Annotated in this window: 17 protein-coding genes and 1 pseudogene; 9 read left to right on the top strand and 9 right to left on the bottom strand. The window is 73.6% G+C overall.

From position 1 onward, the window contains the following. The first annotated feature begins 82 nt into the window (after window positions 1-82). Complete coding sequence (locus tag RIM90_RS17155; RefSeq protein WP_309061612.1) at window positions 83-340, top strand: gas vesicle protein K; 258 nt, start codon at window positions 83-85, stop codon at window positions 338-340. Window positions 341-361: 21 nt separating this feature from the next. Here the strand turns inward: RIM90_RS17155 and RIM90_RS17160 are convergent, their stop codons facing one another. Together RIM90_RS17160 and RIM90_RS17165 are read right to left on the bottom strand one after the other, a co-directional pair. Next, complete coding sequence (locus RIM90_RS17160; protein WP_309061582.1) at window positions 362-532, bottom strand: hydrophobic protein; 171 nt, start codon at window positions 530-532, stop codon at window positions 362-364. Window positions 533-574: 42 nt separating this feature from the next. Continuing rightward, a complete protein-coding gene (locus RIM90_RS17165) occupies window positions 575-1,396 on the bottom strand; it encodes a class I SAM-dependent methyltransferase (RefSeq protein WP_309061583.1) in 822 nt (273 codons plus the stop codon). Between the two features lie 181 nt (window positions 1,397-1,577). Here RIM90_RS17165 and RIM90_RS17170 point away from each other — a divergent pair, with 181 nt between their 5' ends. Next, entirely contained in the window at window positions 1,578-3,197 is a 1,620-nt protein-coding gene (locus tag RIM90_RS17170; protein WP_309061584.1) for an ATP-binding cassette domain-containing protein, read from the top strand. 216 nt (window positions 3,198-3,413) lie between these two features. On the opposite strand, the gene RIM90_RS17175 is transcribed toward RIM90_RS17170, so the two are convergent. Further along, window positions 3,414-4,526, bottom strand: a complete 1,113-nt coding sequence (locus RIM90_RS17175) for a Vms1/Ankzf1 family peptidyl-tRNA hydrolase (RefSeq protein ID WP_309061585.1) — start codon at window positions 4,524-4,526, stop codon at window positions 3,414-3,416. Window positions 4,527-4,588: 62 nt separating this feature from the next. On the opposite strand from RIM90_RS17175, the gene RIM90_RS17180 reads away from it, so the two are divergent. Further along, on the top strand, window positions 4,589-4,876 hold the full coding sequence (locus tag RIM90_RS17180; protein WP_309061586.1) for a DUF6158 family protein: 288 nt from the start codon (window positions 4,589-4,591) through the stop codon (window positions 4,874-4,876). 188 nt (window positions 4,877-5,064) lie between these two features. Here the strand turns inward: RIM90_RS17180 and RIM90_RS17185 are convergent, their stop codons facing one another. The 3 genes from RIM90_RS17185 to RIM90_RS17195 form a co-directional block, all read right to left on the bottom strand. Further along, the gene (locus RIM90_RS17185) at window positions 5,065-5,607 is read right to left on the bottom strand and encodes a type 1 glutamine amidotransferase domain-containing protein (RefSeq protein ID WP_309061587.1); all 543 of its coding nucleotides are present in this window, start codon (window positions 5,605-5,607) and stop codon (window positions 5,065-5,067) included. Window positions 5,608-5,627: 20 nt separating this feature from the next. After that, complete coding sequence (locus RIM90_RS17190; RefSeq protein WP_309061588.1) at window positions 5,628-6,053, bottom strand: CBS domain-containing protein; 426 nt, start codon at window positions 6,051-6,053, stop codon at window positions 5,628-5,630. Between the two features lie 86 nt (window positions 6,054-6,139). Further along, entirely contained in the window at window positions 6,140-6,532 is a 393-nt protein-coding gene (locus tag RIM90_RS17195; protein ID WP_309061589.1) for a DUF2795 domain-containing protein, read from the bottom strand. A 156-nt stretch (window positions 6,533-6,688) separates the two neighbouring features. On the opposite strand from RIM90_RS17195, the gene RIM90_RS17200 reads away from it, so the two are divergent. Continuing rightward, window positions 6,689-6,823 (top strand): hypothetical protein, encoded by a 135-nt coding sequence (locus RIM90_RS17200; protein WP_309061590.1) that lies wholly within the window; start codon window positions 6,689-6,691, stop codon window positions 6,821-6,823. Window positions 6,824-6,834: 11 nt separating this feature from the next. Here RIM90_RS17200 and RIM90_RS17205 read toward each other — a convergent pair. Continuing rightward, window positions 6,835-7,176: pseudogene (locus RIM90_RS17205) on the bottom strand (thioesterase family protein); the annotation flags it as partial. A gap of 42 nt (window positions 7,177-7,218) precedes the next feature. Next, entirely contained in the window at window positions 7,219-9,642 is a 2,424-nt protein-coding gene (locus tag RIM90_RS17210; protein ID WP_309061591.1) for an excinuclease ABC subunit UvrA, read from the bottom strand. 195 nt (window positions 9,643-9,837) lie between these two features. On the opposite strand from RIM90_RS17210, the gene RIM90_RS17215 reads away from it, so the two are divergent. From RIM90_RS17215 to RIM90_RS17235, 5 genes are all read left to right on the top strand, one after another. Then, a complete protein-coding gene (locus RIM90_RS17215) occupies window positions 9,838-10,266 on the top strand; it encodes a helix-turn-helix transcriptional regulator (RefSeq protein WP_309061592.1) in 429 nt (142 codons plus the stop codon). Between the two features lie 418 nt (window positions 10,267-10,684). Then, a complete protein-coding gene (locus RIM90_RS17220; protein ID WP_309061593.1) occupies window positions 10,685-11,482 on the top strand; it encodes an RNA polymerase sigma factor SigF in 798 nt (265 codons plus the stop codon). Window positions 11,483-11,692: 210 nt separating this feature from the next. Beyond that, window positions 11,693-12,454, top strand: coding sequence for a hypothetical protein (locus tag RIM90_RS17225; RefSeq protein ID WP_309061594.1), 762 nt, complete (start codon window positions 11,693-11,695; stop codon window positions 12,452-12,454). Window positions 12,455-12,615: 161 nt separating this feature from the next. Further along, on the top strand, window positions 12,616-13,863 hold the full coding sequence (locus RIM90_RS17230; protein WP_309061595.1) for an aminotransferase class I/II-fold pyridoxal phosphate-dependent enzyme: 1,248 nt from the start codon (window positions 12,616-12,618) through the stop codon (window positions 13,861-13,863). Then, the gene (locus RIM90_RS17235; protein WP_309061596.1) at window positions 13,860-14,957 is read left to right on the top strand and encodes an MBL fold metallo-hydrolase; all 1,098 of its coding nucleotides are present in this window, start codon (window positions 13,860-13,862) and stop codon (window positions 14,955-14,957) included. The genes RIM90_RS17230 and RIM90_RS17235 overlap by 4 nt, the downstream gene beginning before the upstream one ends. Before the next feature lie 36 nt (window positions 14,958-14,993). On the opposite strand, the gene RIM90_RS17240 is transcribed toward RIM90_RS17235, so the two are convergent. Further along, on the bottom strand, window positions 14,994-15,665 hold the full coding sequence (locus tag RIM90_RS17240) for a VTT domain-containing protein (RefSeq protein WP_309061597.1): 672 nt from the start codon (window positions 15,663-15,665) through the stop codon (window positions 14,994-14,996).

Consider the following 15,665-nt stretch of genomic DNA (forward strand, 5'->3'; position numbering starts at 1 on the left):
GCACGTCGAGCCGCACGCCGAGTGGGATGTCGCCCCGCAGGCGCACGCCGAGCCGCACGGCGGCCGGCGCCGGCGGCTCGACCTGGAGCCGGACACGGTCGAACGCGACCTGATCAAGCTGGTGCTCACGGTCGTCGAACTGCTGCGCCAGCTCATGGAGCGCCAGGCGCTGCGCCGGTTCGACGAGGGAGACCTGACCGAGGAGCAGGAGGAACGGATCGGGCTCACGCTGATGCTGCTCGAGGAGCGGATGACGGAACTGCGGGAGCGCTACGGACTGCGGCCCGAGGACCTCAATCTGGACCTCGGGCCGCTCGGACCGCTGCTTCCCCGGGACTGAGCCCGGGGAATGCCCGTCACCTCACCACCGGTACCAGCGACCCCTGCCGCCGCCCGCCGTCGTGCCGCGCATGAAGAATCCCAGGACCCACAGGACCAGAACGGCCAGGGCAATCCACCAGAGCATCTCTACTGCGAATCCGGCACCGAAAAGGATCAGAACCAGAAGCAGGACGAGCAGAATGGGAACCATAATGTCAACCTCCTGACCTTCTGATTGCCCGGAAAGCGTGGTTCAGGCTTGCTTGCGGCAGAGAATTTCTCCGTGCAGCACACTGAACCAGCCGTCGTCCCGCGCGCCCCACTGCCGCCAGGCCCCGGCCACCGCCCGCAGGTCCTCGCGGGTGGCGTGGCCCCCCTCGACGGCCTGCCCGGCATAGGCCGACGCCACGGTGCGGTCCGCCCACAGGCCGCTCCACCAGGCCCGCTCCTCGGAGGTCGAGAAGGTCCAGGTCGCCGAGGACGCGGTGATGTCCGTGAGCCCCGCCGCGAGCGCCCAGGACTTCAGCCGCCGTCCGGCGTCCGGCTCACCCCCGTTGGCCCGGGCCACCCGCCGGTACAGCTCCAGCCAGTCGTCCAGGCCGGGTGACAGGGGGTACCAGGTCATCGCCGCGTAGTCCGAGTCCCGGACGGCGACGAACCCGCCCGGCCGCGTCACCCGCTTCATCTCCCGCAGCGCCCGCACCGGATCGCCCACGTGCTGCAGCACCTGGTGGGCGTGGACCACGCAGAACGTGTCGTCCGGGAAGTCCAGCGCGTGCACGTCACCCACCGCGAAGCCGACGTTCGTCAGCCCGCGTCCCCTGGCCACCGCCCGGGCCCGCTCCAGGACTCCCGGCTCCCGGTCGAGACCGGTGACGTGCCCGTCGGGAACGAGCCCGGCCAGATCGGCGGTGATGGTGCCGGGCCCGCACCCGATGTCCAGGATCCGCATGCGGGGCTCCAGCGCCCCCAGAAGATACGCCGCCGAGTTGGCGGCGGTCCGCCACGTGTGCGACCGCAGCACCGACTCGTGGTGCCCGTGCGTGTAGACGGCGGTCTCCTGCGCCTCCGGCATGGTGAACCACCCCTTCTCTCCTCGTAGGGATGACCGTCACCGTACGCAATGCAGTCGAATAATGAGACCCGTGTCCCACATGATGGTCAACGGCCGTACGGGAGCAGGGGAGGGGCGGGTGGGGAGGGGCGGCCGGAAAACTGTTTGCGGCCTGCTCCGGCGGTCCGCACAATCGGCTGCCATGGGTCACTTGGAAGCCGCGCACCTGGAGTACTACCTCCCCGACGGGAGAGCACTCCTGGGCGATGTGTCCTTCCGGGTGGGAGAAGGGGCCGTCACGGCCCTGGTCGGCCCGAACGGCGCGGGCAAGACGACCCTGCTCCGCCTCCTCGCCGGCGAGCTGAAACCGCACGGCGGTTCCGTCACCGTCACCGGCGGCCTCGGCGTCATGCGCCAGTTCGTCGGCTCCGTACGGGACGAGACGACCGTACGCGACCTCCTCGTCTCCGTGGCCACGCCCCGCATCCGCGAGGCGGCCCGCGCCGTCGACGAGGCCGAGCACGCCATCATGACCGTCGACGACGAGGCCGCCCAGCTCCGCTACGCGCAGGCCCTCGCCGACTGGGCCGAGGCCCGCGGTTACGAGGCGGAGACGCTGTGGGACATGTGCACCACGGCCGCGCTGGGCGTCCCGTACGAGAAGGCGCAGTGGCGGCAGGTGCGCACCCTCTCCGGCGGCGAGCAGAAGCGTCTGGTCCTCGAGGCCCTGCTGCGCGGCACCGACGAGGTCCTCCTCCTCGACGAGCCCGACAACTACCTCGACGTACCCGGCAAGCGCTGGCTGGAGGAGCGGCTCGCCCAGACCCGCAAGACCGTGCTGTTCGTCTCCCACGACCGCGAACTCCTCGCCCGCGCCGCCCGGCGCATCGTCTCCCTCGAACCCGGTCCCGCCGGTGCCGACGCCTGGGTGCACGGCGGCGGCTTCGCCACGTACCACGACGCCCGCCGCGAACGCTTCGCCCGCTTCGAGGAGCTGCGCAGGCGCTGGGACGACAAGCACGCCCAGCTCAAGAAGCTCGTCCTGAACCTGCGGCAGGCCGCGTCGAACAGCGACGACATGGCCTCCCGCTACCAGGCGGCCCAGACCCGGCTGCGCAAGTTCGAGGAGGCGGGCCCCCCGCCGGAGCCGCCGCGCGAGCAGAACATCACCATGCGCCTGAAGGGCGGCCGTACCGGAGTGCGCGCGCTCACCTGCGAGCGGCTCGAACTCACCGGCCTGATGAAGCCCTTCGACCTGGAGGTGTTCTACGGCGAGCGGGTCGCCGTGCTCGGCTCCAACGGCTCCGGCAAGTCGCACTTCCTGCGCCTGCTGGCCGGCGACGACGTGGCCCACACGGGCCGGTGGCGGCTGGGCGCGCGCGTCGTCCCCGGACACTTCGCGCAGACGCACGCGCACCCCGAGCTGGAGGGCCGCACGCTCCTGGACATCCTGTGGGAGGAGCACTCCCAGGACCGGGGAGCCGCCATGTCCCGGCTGCGCCGCTACGAGCTGACCGGCCAGGCCGAGCGGACCTTCGAGCGGCTGTCCGGCGGCCAGCAGGCCCGTTTCCAGATCCTGCTGCTGGAGCTCCAGGGCGTCACGGCCCTGCTGCTCGACGAGCCGACGGACAACCTCGACCTGGAGTCCGCGGAGGCGCTGCAGGAGGGCCTGGAGGCGTTCGAGGGCACGGTCCTCGCGGTGACGCACGACCGCTGGTTCGCCCGCTCCTTCGACCGCTTCCTGGTCTTCGGCAGCGACGGCAGGGTCAGGGAGACCCCGGAACCGGTGTGGGACGAACGCAGGGTGGAACGAGCGCGTTAGGCCCTGTCCTCGAACTCCCGTCCGCCTCGCGACGCCGTGCCCGCTCCCCGGGCTCCTCCCGCAGGGAGGACCCCCGGAGCACGCACCTGCCGCCGCGGGGCCCGCCCTCCGGGCGGACGACGCGAGTTCGAGGACAGGACCCGGACGGCTGGGGGCACAGGCAGGCAAAAGCCCCCGGTGGCCCGTACCGGGGGCCTCCTCGCGCGCTGCTGCGGTTCACTTCCAGCGCAGCAACGCTCCCAGCCCGCCCACCGGTGCCTCTTCCCGCGTTTCCGGCGCCGCCGTCACCGACAGCGCGGGCGCGTCCGTCGCGACCGCCGAACGGATCAGCGCGTCGTCCGCGCGGGCCGACCACGAATGCTGCTCACCGAGGATCTTCAGATCGGTGCGCCGCACCGCCAGCTGGTCCGGATCCTCACCGATCCACACCTCACGATGGGCGTCCGGCCCGTCCGGCCGGATCAGCAGCTCGTCGATCCGGTGTTCGCGCGCCGCCTCCACCAGCGCCGGCACGCCCTCCACCGCACCCGCGCGGCCCTCGTCGTCGGGGGTGCGGGCGGCCAGGAACCGCTCCAGCTCCGCCGCGGCCCGGTCGCGGACGTGCTCCGCGCGGGCCCGCTCCACCTCCTCGTCGAGCAGCCTGCTGCCGGCGCCGCGCGACGCCTCGACCACCAGGCCGTGCAGCCGCTGCGGGAGCCGTTCGTGCACGGAGCGCCGCTCACGGTCGTCGCCGACGAGGATCAGCAGGTCCGCCCCGGTCTCCTCCTGGCAGACGGCGAGCGCGTCGGCGATCTCCGCGGCGTTGTGCTCCCAGGTGTTCTCCACCCGCAGCTGAAAATGGCGCTCCGACCAGTCGGCGGAGCTGGTCCGGTGCATCGGCCACTGACGTCCGGTGACACCGCCGACGTCGTCCCGGCCGAGCGCGCTGCGCAGCTCGAAGTCCGCGCCCTTGCGGTCGACGTAGGCCACCACGCACACGGGATCCTCACCGGCCAGCTCCAGCAGCGGTGCGACCCTGGGCAGCGGCGCCCACTGCGCCCAGTCGTTCTGCGGGGGCCGGGCCAGCGGCGGGTCGAGAACCACCTCGCCGTCCCGGGCGAACAGGGCGCGGCCGTGCGGTTCGGAGGAGTGCCGCAGTTCCTCGAGCGCGCGGCGCACCGCATCACAGGTCGCCTCGTCCGCGCCCTGGTCGGCCAGCTCCCGGGCCATCGCCTGGGCCGTCAGATGCCGTTCGTGGGGAGTGTTCTCCGTGTGCCGGGAGGTGTCGACGTAGACGGAGGCCCAGGGGCCGGGACGTTCGTAGAGTGGATGCAGGAAAGCGAGTTCCATGGCTCCCTCCCGGTTGCCGTTCGGAGTGGTGCTTGTGCCGACCGGGCGGGTACCCGGACCGCATGAACGCACACGACGAGCAGGGCACCACGATGACCGGAGTCGAGCCGAACCGCCTGGACGACCAGCAGCTCATGAAGGAGCTGGAAACCATCCACCGCACGCGTCACGACACGCTGCTGTACGGCTCCAACGACGCGCTGCGGGCCCACAACGAGCGGATGGCGCAGCTGGAGGGCGAGTACCTGCGCCGCAACCCGCGCCGCCCGGTGGCCGCCGGCCGCACCCGCGAAGGGGCCCGGGAACGGAGCGGCGCGGACACGACGACCCCCACGACTCCGGGTACCTGAACGAACCCGGACGCACCCGGACGCACGGCGCGCCCGCACGCAGGCGCGCCCGGGCGCCCCGGGCGCGTCCCGGACGCCCCGCACCCGGGCGCGGGGCCGCGACCGTCCCCGTCCGGCCGCGCGAAAGGGGCCCGCGCGAAGGCGGGCCCCACAGGCGGGCGGACCGAGCCGCCCCCGCCCGGACCTCCTCAGCCGCCTTCCGACCCGAACACGTCCAGATACGCCTCGCAGAACGCCTTGAGGTCATCCGGCTTGCGGCTGGTGACCAGCTTGTTGGGTCCGTGGTCGCAGACCTTCACCTGCTCGTCGACCCATGTCGCGCCGGCGTTGCGGAGGTCGGTCCGCAGGCTCGGCCAACTGGTCAGCACCCGGTCCCGGACCACGTCCGCCTCGACGAGGGTCCAGGGGGCGTGACAGATCGCGGCGACCGGCCGGCCCTGCTCGAAGAAGTCCCGCACGAACGCCACGGCCTTCTCGTCCATGCGCAGGAAATCCGGGTTGGCCACCCCGCCCGGCAGCACCAGCCCGTCGAAGGAGTCGGCCGACGTCTCGCCGACGACCTCCTGCACGGGGAAGGTGTCCGCCTTGTCGAGGTGGTCGAACGCCTGGATCTTGCCCGGCTGCGTCGAGACGAGCACGGGTTCGTGACCGGCGTCCACGGCAGCCTGCCACGGCTCGGTCAGCTCGACCTGCTCGACGCCCTCGGGCGCGGTCAGAAAGGCGATTCGCATGGGGTCCCACGTCCTTTCGTTCAGCTGTTCTCGTCCGGCTCCGCGCGGCTGATGTCGGCCAGCGCCGATCCGGGGTCCTGCGCCCGCGCCAGATCGCCGAGGCTCACCAGCCCCACGGGCAGGCCGTTCTCGACGACCGGGATCCGGCGTACGGCGTGCTCGCGCATCAGCGCGACGGCCGAGGACACCGGATCGTCCGGGGCGAGCGTCAACGGATCCGGGGTGCACACCGACCCGGCGCTCACGCCGAGCGGGTCCGCGCCCTCCGCGACCGCCCGGACCGCGATGTCGCGGTCGGTGAGCACACCGACCACCCGCTGCCCGTCGGCCACCACCACGTCGCCGATGTTCTGGGTGCGCATCAGCTGCGCCGCCTCGACGAGCGAGGCGTCCGGGCGCACGGCGACCACGCCCGGAGTCATCACGTCCTTGACGAACTCGGCCATGACTGAGGCCTTCTCTCCGCTCCCCGGCCACAAGGGCACCGTGCCGGCCCGGGGACGGCCCGGGCGCGGTGCCCACGACGGGCCGGCTAGGCGTTCTCCGTCTCCCGGGACCGGGTCAGCGCCTCGGCCAGCTCCTGCACGTTGTGGTAACGAGCCTGGTGCGGCAGCCGCTCCAGCGCCTCGACGAGCGCGTCGGGCGCGTACCGCCGGTTCAGCGCGCGCACCAGCTCGCGCGGATTCGCGGGGAACGCCCCGCGGCCCAGGATCCTGGCCAGTTCCAGTCGCACCGACTCCAGCGACGTCGGCCCGCGGCCCGGCGTCACCGGGCCGTACACGACCTCCGGGTCGTCCTCGGCGAACGGCTCCGGGTCGTGCCACTCCTCGGTACGGGTGGGGTGCCCGGACCTGAGCAGGCCCTGCAGTTCGTGTTTCATCTCGTCGTCGCGGTGAACGCTCAGCCGGTCACTGCCTCGCTGCATGTCTCCCTCCAGACCTTCGGGGTGCGCACCGCGTACCCGGCCAGCGGACGCCGACACGGGGTCGGGGCGGCGGATCGGCACCGCCCGGGTTTGGCCGCCGGGCGGCGGGAGACCCGGATCACCCGCCCCCCACGTGGCTCCCGGAAAGGTCCGGCCATGGTGGTGCTCGCTGTGCTCGTCCCCCTGCTCATGCTCGGTGTGGTCCTGGTGCTGGGCCGCTACGAGGAACTGGTGCTGCCGTCCCGGCGGCCCGACGCCGGTGATCCCGCCGGCCGCACGCCGACGGTCTGATCAGGTCCGGCTCACCGTCGTCCCGGCTGCGGGCGGACCGTGAGGATCTGCTGGGCGGTTCCCACCGGGCCGTCGAGGTCGTGCGGGACGGTGCTGGTGAGGCCCTGGCCGGTGGGACCGAAGACGACGGTGGTGTCCAGGCCCGTCCAGTCGCCCCCGGGCCGGCGGTGCAGGTGGACGGTCGGGTCGACGCTGGGGAACATCCACTCGGTGGGCGGCCGGCGCACCGCGATGCCGTTGGCCGTGTCCACGAGGGCCAGGCGGGACGCGAGCGGACCGGCGGCCAGGCCGGGACGGGTGGAGATCCACGCGGTCGTGCGGCCGGGCGCGGGCGGGCGTCCGGGTCCCGAGTCCCCTTGCGGACCGGCCCGCCCGCGAGAAGCGCAGCGCCCCGCTCAGGCGCCGACGTAGTCCGCGAGGTGCTCGCCGGTGAGGGTGGAGCGGGCGGCGACGAGGTCGGCGGGGGTGCCCTCGAAGACGATCCGGCCGCCGTCGTGACCGGCGCCGGGACCGAGGTCGATGATCCAGTCGGCGTGGGCCATGACCGCCTGGTGGTGCTCGATGACGATGACCGTCCTGCCGGAGTCGACGAGCCGGTCGAGCAGGCCGAGCAGCTGCTCGACGTCGGCGAGGTGGAGGCCGGTGGTCGGCTCGTCGAGGACGTACACGCCGCCCTTGTCGCCCATGTGGGTGGCCAGCTTGAGCCGCTGCCGCTCGCCTCCGGACAGCGTGGTGAGCGGCTGGCCGAGGGTGAGGTAGCCGAGTCCGACGTCGGCGAGCCGGCCGAGGATGCGGTGGGCGGCCGGTGTGCGGGCCTCGCCGGAGCCGAAGAACTCCTCGGCCTCGGTCACCGGCATCGCCAGCACCTCGCTGATGTCCTTGCCGCCGAAGGTGTACTCCAGCACGGACGCCTGGAACCGCTTCCCCTCGCACTCCTCGCAGGTGGTGGCGACGCCGGCCATCATCCCCAGGTCGGTGTAGACGACGCCGGCGCCGTTGCAGGTGGGGCAGGCGCCCTCGGAGTTGGCGCTGAACAACGCCGGCTTCACGCCGTTGGCCTTCGCGAACGCCTTGCGGATCGGGTCGAGCAGTCCGGTGTACGTCGCCGGGTTGCTCCGGCGCGAGCCGCGGATCGGTGTCTGGTCCACCGACACCACCCCCTCCGAGGCCGGGATGGACCCGTGGACGAGCGAGCTCTTGCCGGAGCCGGCGACGCCGGTGACGACGCAGAGCACGCCGAGCGGGATGTCGACGTCGACGTTGCGCAGATTGTTCGCCGTCGCACCGCGGATCTCCAGCGTGCCGGTGGGTTTGCGCACCGTCTCCTTGAGCGTGGCCCGGTCGTCGAGATGGCGGCCGGTGACGGTGCCGCTGGCCCGCAGCCCCTCGACGGTGCCCTCGAAGCAGACGGTGCCCCCCGCCGTACCGGCGCCCGGGCCGAGGTCGACGACGTGGTCGGCGATGGCGATCGTCTCCGGCTTGTGCTCCACCACGAGCACCGTGTTGCCCTTGTCCCGCAGCCGCAGCAGCAGGTCGTTCATCCGCTGGATGTCGTGCGGGTGCAGACCGACCGTGGGCTCGTCGAAGACGTAGGTGACGTCGGTGAGCGGGGAGCCGAGGTGGCGGATCATCTTGATGCGCTGCGCCTCGCCGCCGGAGAGCGTGCCCGAGGCCCGGTCGAGCGAGAGATAGCCGAGGCCGATCTCCACGAACGAGCCGAGGGTGTGCTGCAGCGCGGTGAGCAGCGGGGCGACCATGGGGTATCCCCTGCTCGAAGAGCTTGGGGAGGGCTCGGCCAGGCCGCGGACCCATTCGGCCAGGTCGCGGATCTCCATCGCGCAGGCGTCGGCGATGCTGACCTCGCCGATCCGCGACGACCGGGCCGCCTCGCTGAGCCGCGTTCCGTCGCAGTCGGGACACTCGGTGAAGGTCACCGCCCGGTCCACGAACGCCCGGATGTGCGGCTGCATCGACTCCCGGTCCTTGGAGAGGAACGACTTCTGGATCTTCGGGATCAGCCCCTCGTAGGTGAGGTTGACGCCGTTGATCTTCACCTTGGTCGGCTCGCGGTGGAGGAAGTCGTACCGCTCCTTCTCGGTGTACTCGCGGATCGGCTTGTCCGGGTCGAAGAAGCCCGACTCGGCGATGACCCGCACCACCCAGCCGTCCCCGGTGTAGGTGGGGATGGTGAACGGGCCCTCGGAGAGCGACTTGGAGTCGTCGTAGAGCTGGGTGAGGTCGATGTCGGAGACCGTGCCCCGGCCCTCGCAGCGCGTGCACATGCCGCCGGTGCGGCTGAAGGACACCTTCTCGGTCCTGGTCCTGTCGGCACCGCGGTCGACCGTGAACCCACCGCTCGCGCTCACCGAGGCCACGTTGAAGGAGTACGCGGCGGGCGGACCGATGTGCGGCTTCCCGAGCCGGCTGAAGAGGATGCGCAGCATCGCGTTGACGTCGGTGGCGGTGCCGACCGTGGAGCGGGGATCGGAACCCATCCGCTGCTGGTCGACGGTGATCGCGGTGGTCAGCCCGTCGAGCACGTCGACCTCGGGCCGCGCCAGTGTCGGCATGAAGCCCTGCAGGAAGGCGCTGTAGGTCTCGTTGATCAGCCGCTGCGACTCCGCGGCGATCGTGTCGAACACCAGCGAGCTCTTGCCCGAGCCGGACACACCGGTGAACACGGTCAGCCGGCGCTTCGGTATCTCGACGCTGACGTCCTTGAGATTGTTCTCGCGCGCGCCGAGCACGCGGATCAGATCGTGGCTGTCGGCGGCATGCGGTGCGGGCGACTGCGTGTCCGTCCTCGTGGCCTTGCTCATCGTGTCCCCATCCGTCGGGTGGAACCGTCTTCGTCGGGCGTCTCGTTCACCTTGCGGGAAGCCCGGGCGAGGCGTGGGCCCCCGGACGTCCACGGCGGTCACGCTAGCGGCCGCCCGGTGACGCGCGCTTCTCGATTCCTGATCCGCCCGGTCGCCCGCACCCCCCGGCCGCGGGTGCCGTGGGAAACTGACGGGATGAGACGGCAGGACCTCGACGACCTGGTGCGACTGCGACGGGCCCGCGACCGGATGGACCGCGACTACGCCGAGCCGCTGGACGTCCCGGCACTGGCGCGCGACGCCCTGATGTCGCCGGGCCACTTCTCCCGCAGCTTCCGCGCCGCCTTCGGCGAGACGCCCTACAGCTACCTGATGACCCGTCGCATCGAGCGGGCCAAGGCACTGCTGCGGCGCGGCGACCTCACGGTGACCGAGGTCTGCATGGCGGTCGGCTGTACGTCGCTGGGGTCGTTCAGCTCGCGCTTCACCGAACTCGTCGGCGAGAGCCCGAGCGCCTACCGGGCCCGGAACCACGACGACGGCGCCGCCCTCCCGGCCTGCATGGCCAAGATCCACACGCGGCCGGTCAGGAACGGGGAGGCCGGCCGCGCCGCGCGGTCCTAGGCCCTGTCGTCGAACTCGCGTCGTGCGCCCGGAGGGCGGGCCACGTGGCGTCAGGCGCGTGCTCTCCGGGGGTGGTCCCCCCTGCTCGAAGGGCCTGGGGGAGTGCCGGGCCCTGAGCCTCGTACCGGACGTACCCGGGTCGGGGCCCGGTGCGGCGAGAGCGCGTGCACGGCGTCGCGAGGCGGACGGGAGTCCGACGGCAGGGCCCGGGGCCGTCTCCGTCCCGCCCCGGGCGCCGGCGGAATCCCGCGCCGGGGTTTGCGGGCGGAGAGTACGGGCAGGCGCACTCCCAGTGCTTCGGACAGCAGGCACGCCCGTGGGCAGTGGCATCACGCTCCAGGGCCCCTGTCCCGAACGCGGGTGCGCTCTCCACGGTGACCGTCCGTCCCCGAGCACTCCGAGGGAGTTGCGACGCACCATGCCGACCCGAGTGAGCGCGAAGCACCACCCGCACGACGACGCCCCCGACACCGCGGACGCCTTCCGCAGGCTGGCCGCACTGCCCCCGGGCGCGGAGCGCGACGCGCTCCGCGAGGAGATCGTCGAGGCGTGGCTGCCCATGGCCGACCGCCTCGCCGGGCGGTTCCGCAGCCGCGGCGAGAGCTTCGACGACCTGCGCCAGGTCGCCGCGCTCGGCCTGGTCAAGGCCGTCGACCGGTACGACCCCGAGCTCGGCAACGCCTTCGAGAGCTACGCCGTGCCGACCGTCACCGGGGAGATCAAGCGGCACTTCCGCGACCACATGTGGACCCTGCACGTGCCGCGCCGGGTGCAGGATCTGCGCAACCGTGTCCGGTTCGCCTCGCAGGACCTGTCCCAGACCATCTCCGGGCGCCGGCCGACCGTGGCCGAGATCGCCGAGCACGCCGACCTGAGCGAGGAGGACGTCCGCACGGGACAGGAGGCGCTGGAGAGCTTCACCGCGCTGTCCCTGGACGCCGAACTGCCCGGCAGCGAGGACGGCTACTCGCTCGTCGACGCCCTCGGCGCACCCGACCCGGCGCTGGACACGGTGGTCGACCGCGAGGCCGTCAAGGAACGCCTGGCCGCGCTGCCGGAACGGGAGCGGACCATCCTCTACATGCGGTTCTTCGGCGACATGACCCAGAGCAGCATCGCCGAGGAGCTGGGCATCTCCCAGATGCACGTCTCCCGCCTGATCAGCCGCTGCTGCGGCCGGGTCCGGGAACAGGTCCTGCAGGACGACGGCGCGTAGGGCGCGGCCGAGCGGGGCGCGGCCCGGCGGGTCCTTCACCCTCCCGGGTGTGCCCGTCCCGCTAATGGTGCCCGGCCGCGCGCGGTGCGGCGGCGGGCGGGCTGTGATGGCTGTGGGGCGCGACCCCGTGCCCCGCCGACGTGGGTCACACCCGCGCGGCCGTCGGGCGCGATCGCCGTGCCCCCGCCGTCGCCCGAAGGAGCCCGCACCATGCGCCGCACCGCCCGTGCCCTGTCCCTCGCCGCCGCCACCGGCACCGTCCTCGGCGTGCTCGCACCGGCCGCGTCCGCGGAGGCCGGCCCGGGCGGCGGAACTCCCGGGGACACCGTCACCCTGGCGGCCTCCCCCCGCTCCGGCCCCGGCACCGCCTCCTCCTCGCCGTGCCCGGAACCGGAGGGGCAACGGTGGAAGGACCACGAGCCGCAGGGCTCCGCACCGGACGCCTCCGCGCCCCACGGCGGTGAACCGGAGGGCACCGCGCCGGAGGAGGCCGAGCCGGACGCCGTCGCGCCCGGGGGAGCGGAGGCGGACGCCTTCGAGTCGGAGGGAAGCCCCCCGGAGGAAGCCGGGCCGGAGGGAACCGAACCGGACATCCCCGGAACCGCGGGCACCGATCCCAAGGGCACCGCGCCCGAGGAGACCGAGCCGAGGGGCACCGGGCCGGAGGAAACCGGACCCGAGGAGACCGGGCCGAAGGAGACCGGGCCGAAGGAGACCGGAAAGGGCACCGGGCCCCAGGAGACCGGGCCGAAGGAGACCGGGAACGAGGACGCAGGGCCAGGAGACACCGGGGCGAAGGGCAGCCACTGCGCGGGCGCGGGCACGGGCGCGCGGTGGGGCGTCCACGCCGGTGAGGGCGGGGCCTTCACCGACTCCGTGCCCGCACTGGTCGCCGGCGGGCTGCTGATCGCGGGTGCGTTCGGTGCCGCCGCGCACCGGCTGTACCGCGGCCGGGCCCGTACGGACGGCTGACGCCCGGCCGTCTCTTCCCCGGCCGCCGTCACCCATGCTGTGAGCTGCACGACCCGGCCCGACGCCCATGTCCGACGGCACGCTGGGTACTCACACGCCGAAGGCACCGGCGGGCGTCGGCACACGGGCACCAGGGCACCACGGACTGCGCGGAGGTACGGATGCGGCGGACGGACCCGGAAGGGCACGGCCCCGTCCGCTTCGGGCCGCCGATCCCCGAGGACGGGCTTCCCGTCCTGCCCCAGCTGTCCGCCGTCCTCGCCACGGCGGCGTCCCGTGCCGGTGCCGAGCCGGTGGGCGGCGGCCCCGCCCTGCTGGAAGCCGCCTGCGGCTACGGCGACCGGCGCGGCCTGCCCGCCGTCCCCGACCGGGTGGCCGTCGCCCCCGGGGCCCCCGCCCTGCTGGTGGCCCTGACCGCCGCCATCGGCGGCGACGTTCTGGTGCCCCGACCCTGCGCCGCCTGGTGGGCCCCCTACGCCCGGCTGCTCGGCAGGCCCGCCTTCCACGTGCCGACCCCGGCCGAGAGCGGCGGCGTCCCCGATCCGTACGCCCTGCTGGAGACCGTGCGCCGGCTCCGCGCCGAGGGCGGCGACCCGCGCCTGCTGGTGCTCTCCGTCGCCGACGACCCCACCGCCACCGTCGTCCCGCCCGAACTGCTGCACGAGACCCTCGAGGCCGCCGTCGGCCAGGGGCTGCACCTGGTCAGTGACGAGACCTGGCGGGACACCCTGCACGACCCGCACGACACCGTGCTGCTCAGCCCCGCCGAGATGCTGCCCGAGCGGGTCACCGTCGTCACCGACCTGGCGGGCGCCCTGCTGCCGCCGGGCTGGCCGGCCGCTGTCGCCCGCTTCCCGGCGGGAGGGGACGGGAACGCCCTCCATGCGCGCGTGCTGGACGTGCTCACCGCACTCGACGCGCGCGTCGCCGCCCCCGTGGCCACCGCGGCGGTGTACGCGCTGTCCGAACCGGAACCGGTCGCCGCGCGCGTCGCCGCCGCCGTGCGCCTGCACGCGCGCGTGGCCGCCGCCGCGCACCACGCCGTCGCCGCCGCCGGGGCCGTGGCCCGTCCCCCGCAGTGCGGACGGCACCTGTACGTCGACCTCACCCCCCTGGCCCCCGCGCTCGCCGCGCACGGCATCGGCGACGCCCAGGAACTGGAGGACTTCCTCACCGAGCGGCTCGGCATGCCCGCACCGGGCGGCCACCGCTTCGGCGACGACCTCGAGACCCCGCGCGTGCGGCTGTCCACCGCGCCCCTGCTCGGCGACACCGCCGAACGGCGCGCGGAATGCCTCGATGCCCCCGATCCGTTGGAACTGCCGCACGTGCACCGTGCGTTGATCCACCTGAAGTCGGTCTTCGACGATCTCCGTGACGACGCTCAGCGATGGGAGCCTCCTCGATGACGCAGCAGTCCGAGTCGACCGCGAGCACGGCCGGGAGAACGGCCACGGGTACGACCGCGGGCACGACCGCTCCGGAAGCCGACGAGCACGATCCGGCCGGCCTCTCCTCTCCCGCGCTCCCGTACCCCCCGCCGGCCGAACCCCGCCCGCTCGCCGAACGCCGGGTGTGGCCGCGCACCTTCCACGACCGGCTGACCGCTCCGCTGCCCGGCCTCAAGGCCCTGGCCCGCTTCGCCCGTGAGGGCGCCGTACGACCGGGTCCCGAGGGCCTCGCCGACGTCCCCAGGCTGCCGTACGCCCCCGGCCCGCTGCCCCGCGTCGACGCCCGCACGGTCGCCGTCACCTGGGCGGGGCACGCCAGTTGGGTCGTGCGGATCGGCGGCCTGACCGTGCTCACCGACCCGGTCTGGTCCCGCCGGATCCTCGGCACCCCGGCCCGCCTCACCCCCGTCGGCGTCGCCTGGGAGGCGCTGCCCCGCGTCGACGCGGTCGTCATCAGCCACAACCACTACGACCACCTCGACGCCCCCACCCTGCGCCGACTCCCGCGCGACACCCCGGTGTTCGTGCCGGCGGGACTCGCCCGCTGGTTCCACCGCCGCCGGTTCACCCGCGTCACCGAGCTGGACTGGTGGGAGGCGGCCGAACTGGACGGAGTCCGCTTCGACTTCGTACCGGCCCACCACTGGTCCAAGCGCACCCTCACCGACACCTGCCGCTCCCTGTGGGGCGGCTGGGTGCTCACCGACCGCGACGGGCGGCGCGTGTACTTCGCCGGCGACACCGGCTACGGCCACTGGTTCTCCCGCATCGGCCGCCGCTACCCCGGCATCGACCTCGCCCTGCTGCCCATCGGCGCCTACGACCCCCGCTGGTGGCTCAGCGACGTCCACTGCGACCCCGAGGAGGCGGTGCGCGCCGCGCAGGACCTGGGCGCGCGCCACATGGCCCCCATGCACTGGGCGACCTTCGTGCTCTCCGCGGAACCGGTCCTGGAACCCCTCACCCGCGTCCGCGCCGCCTGGGAGAAGGAAGGGCTGCCCCGCGAGCGCCTGTGGGACCTTCCGGTGGGCGGGTCCCGGATCCTTCGGTGACCGGGGCGGGCTCCTTCGGCGGCCGGGGAGGGCGCGCTACCGCGCCGCCTTCCCCCGCAGCCGCCGCCACACCCCCGGCACCGCGCTGATCAGCACGGTCAGCACGACCGCCGCGACCACGCCCTCCCACGGCTCCGCGAACAGCGAGCCGCCCAGGACGCCGATCAGCTGGTACGTCACCGCCCAGGCCAGACAGGCCGGCAGGTTGCCGCGGACGAAGCGGCGCATCGGCCACTTCGCGACCAGGCAGGCCAGCATCACCGGCAGGCGCCCGGCCGGCATCAGCCGGGACAGCACCAGCACCGCCACCCCGTGGTCGGCGAGCTTCGTCTGCGCCTGCGCCAGCCGGTCCTCCGGCGCGCGCGCCCGGATCGCCTCCAGCCAGCGGGAGCCGTTCTTCGACCTCATCCCGCGCCGCCCCAGCCAGTACAGCGTCACGTCCCCGAGGAACGCCGCCAGCGACGCCGTCACGAACACCAGCGCCAGCGAGAACGGCGCCGTCTGGTGGACGGCCACCACGGCCGCCGAACTGACCAGCGCCCCCGTCGGCACCACCGGCACCAGGGCCCCGATCAGCACCAGGAGGAACAGCGACGGATACCCGATCGCCTGCTGGGTGGACTCCGGCGCCACGGTCGCCGGGACGGCCGCCAGCGCGGCCGCCGCGGACGGGGGTGCGCCGGCCGCCTGGGCCAGGGCGGCGGACAT

The organism is Streptomyces sp., assembly GCF_031181555.1.
Classification (GTDB): Bacteria; Actinomycetota; Actinomycetes; order Streptomycetales; family Streptomycetaceae; genus Streptomyces; species Streptomyces fimbriatus.

Bases quoted from the DNA above. Each gene is read 5' to 3' on its own strand.
- RIM90_RS17190 (WP_309061588.1), bottom strand. From the start codon at position 6,053: ATGGCCGAGTTCGTCAAGGACGTGATGACTCCGGGCGTGGTCGCCGTG.
- RIM90_RS17230 (WP_309061595.1), top strand. From the start codon at position 12,616: ATGCGGCGGACGGACCCGGAAGGGCACGGCCCCGTCCGCTTCGGGCCG.
- RIM90_RS17175 (WP_309061585.1), bottom strand. From the start codon at position 4,526: ATGGAACTCGCTTTCCTGCATCCACTCTACGAACGTCCCGGCCCCTGG.
- RIM90_RS17185 (WP_309061587.1), bottom strand. From the start codon at position 5,607: ATGCGAATCGCCTTTCTGACCGCGCCCGAGGGCGTCGAGCAGGTCGAG.
- RIM90_RS17240 (WP_309061597.1), bottom strand. From the start codon at position 15,665: ATGTCCGCCGCCCTGGCCCAGGCGGCCGGCGCACCCCCGTCCGCGGCG.
- RIM90_RS17170 (WP_309061584.1), top strand. From the start codon at position 1,578: ATGGGTCACTTGGAAGCCGCGCACCTGGAGTACTACCTCCCCGACGGG.
- RIM90_RS17225 (WP_309061594.1), top strand. From the start codon at position 11,693: ATGCGCCGCACCGCCCGTGCCCTGTCCCTCGCCGCCGCCACCGGCACC.
- RIM90_RS17235 (WP_309061596.1), top strand. From the start codon at position 13,860: ATGACGCAGCAGTCCGAGTCGACCGCGAGCACGGCCGGGAGAACGGCC.
- RIM90_RS17220 (WP_309061593.1), top strand. From the start codon at position 10,685: ATGCCGACCCGAGTGAGCGCGAAGCACCACCCGCACGACGACGCCCCC.
- RIM90_RS17195 (WP_309061589.1), bottom strand. From the start codon at position 6,532: ATGCAGCGAGGCAGTGACCGGCTGAGCGTTCACCGCGACGACGAGATG.
- RIM90_RS17180 (WP_309061586.1), top strand. From the start codon at position 4,589: ATGAACGCACACGACGAGCAGGGCACCACGATGACCGGAGTCGAGCCG.
- RIM90_RS17210 (WP_309061591.1), bottom strand. From the start codon at position 9,642: ATGAGCAAGGCCACGAGGACGGACACGCAGTCGCCCGCACCGCATGCC.
- RIM90_RS17215 (WP_309061592.1), top strand. From the start codon at position 9,838: ATGAGACGGCAGGACCTCGACGACCTGGTGCGACTGCGACGGGCCCGC.
- RIM90_RS17165 (WP_309061583.1), bottom strand. From the start codon at position 1,396: ATGCCGGAGGCGCAGGAGACCGCCGTCTACACGCACGGGCACCACGAG.
- RIM90_RS17200 (WP_309061590.1), top strand. From the start codon at position 6,689: ATGGTGGTGCTCGCTGTGCTCGTCCCCCTGCTCATGCTCGGTGTGGTC.
- RIM90_RS17160 (WP_309061582.1), bottom strand. From the start codon at position 532: ATGGTTCCCATTCTGCTCGTCCTGCTTCTGGTTCTGATCCTTTTCGGT.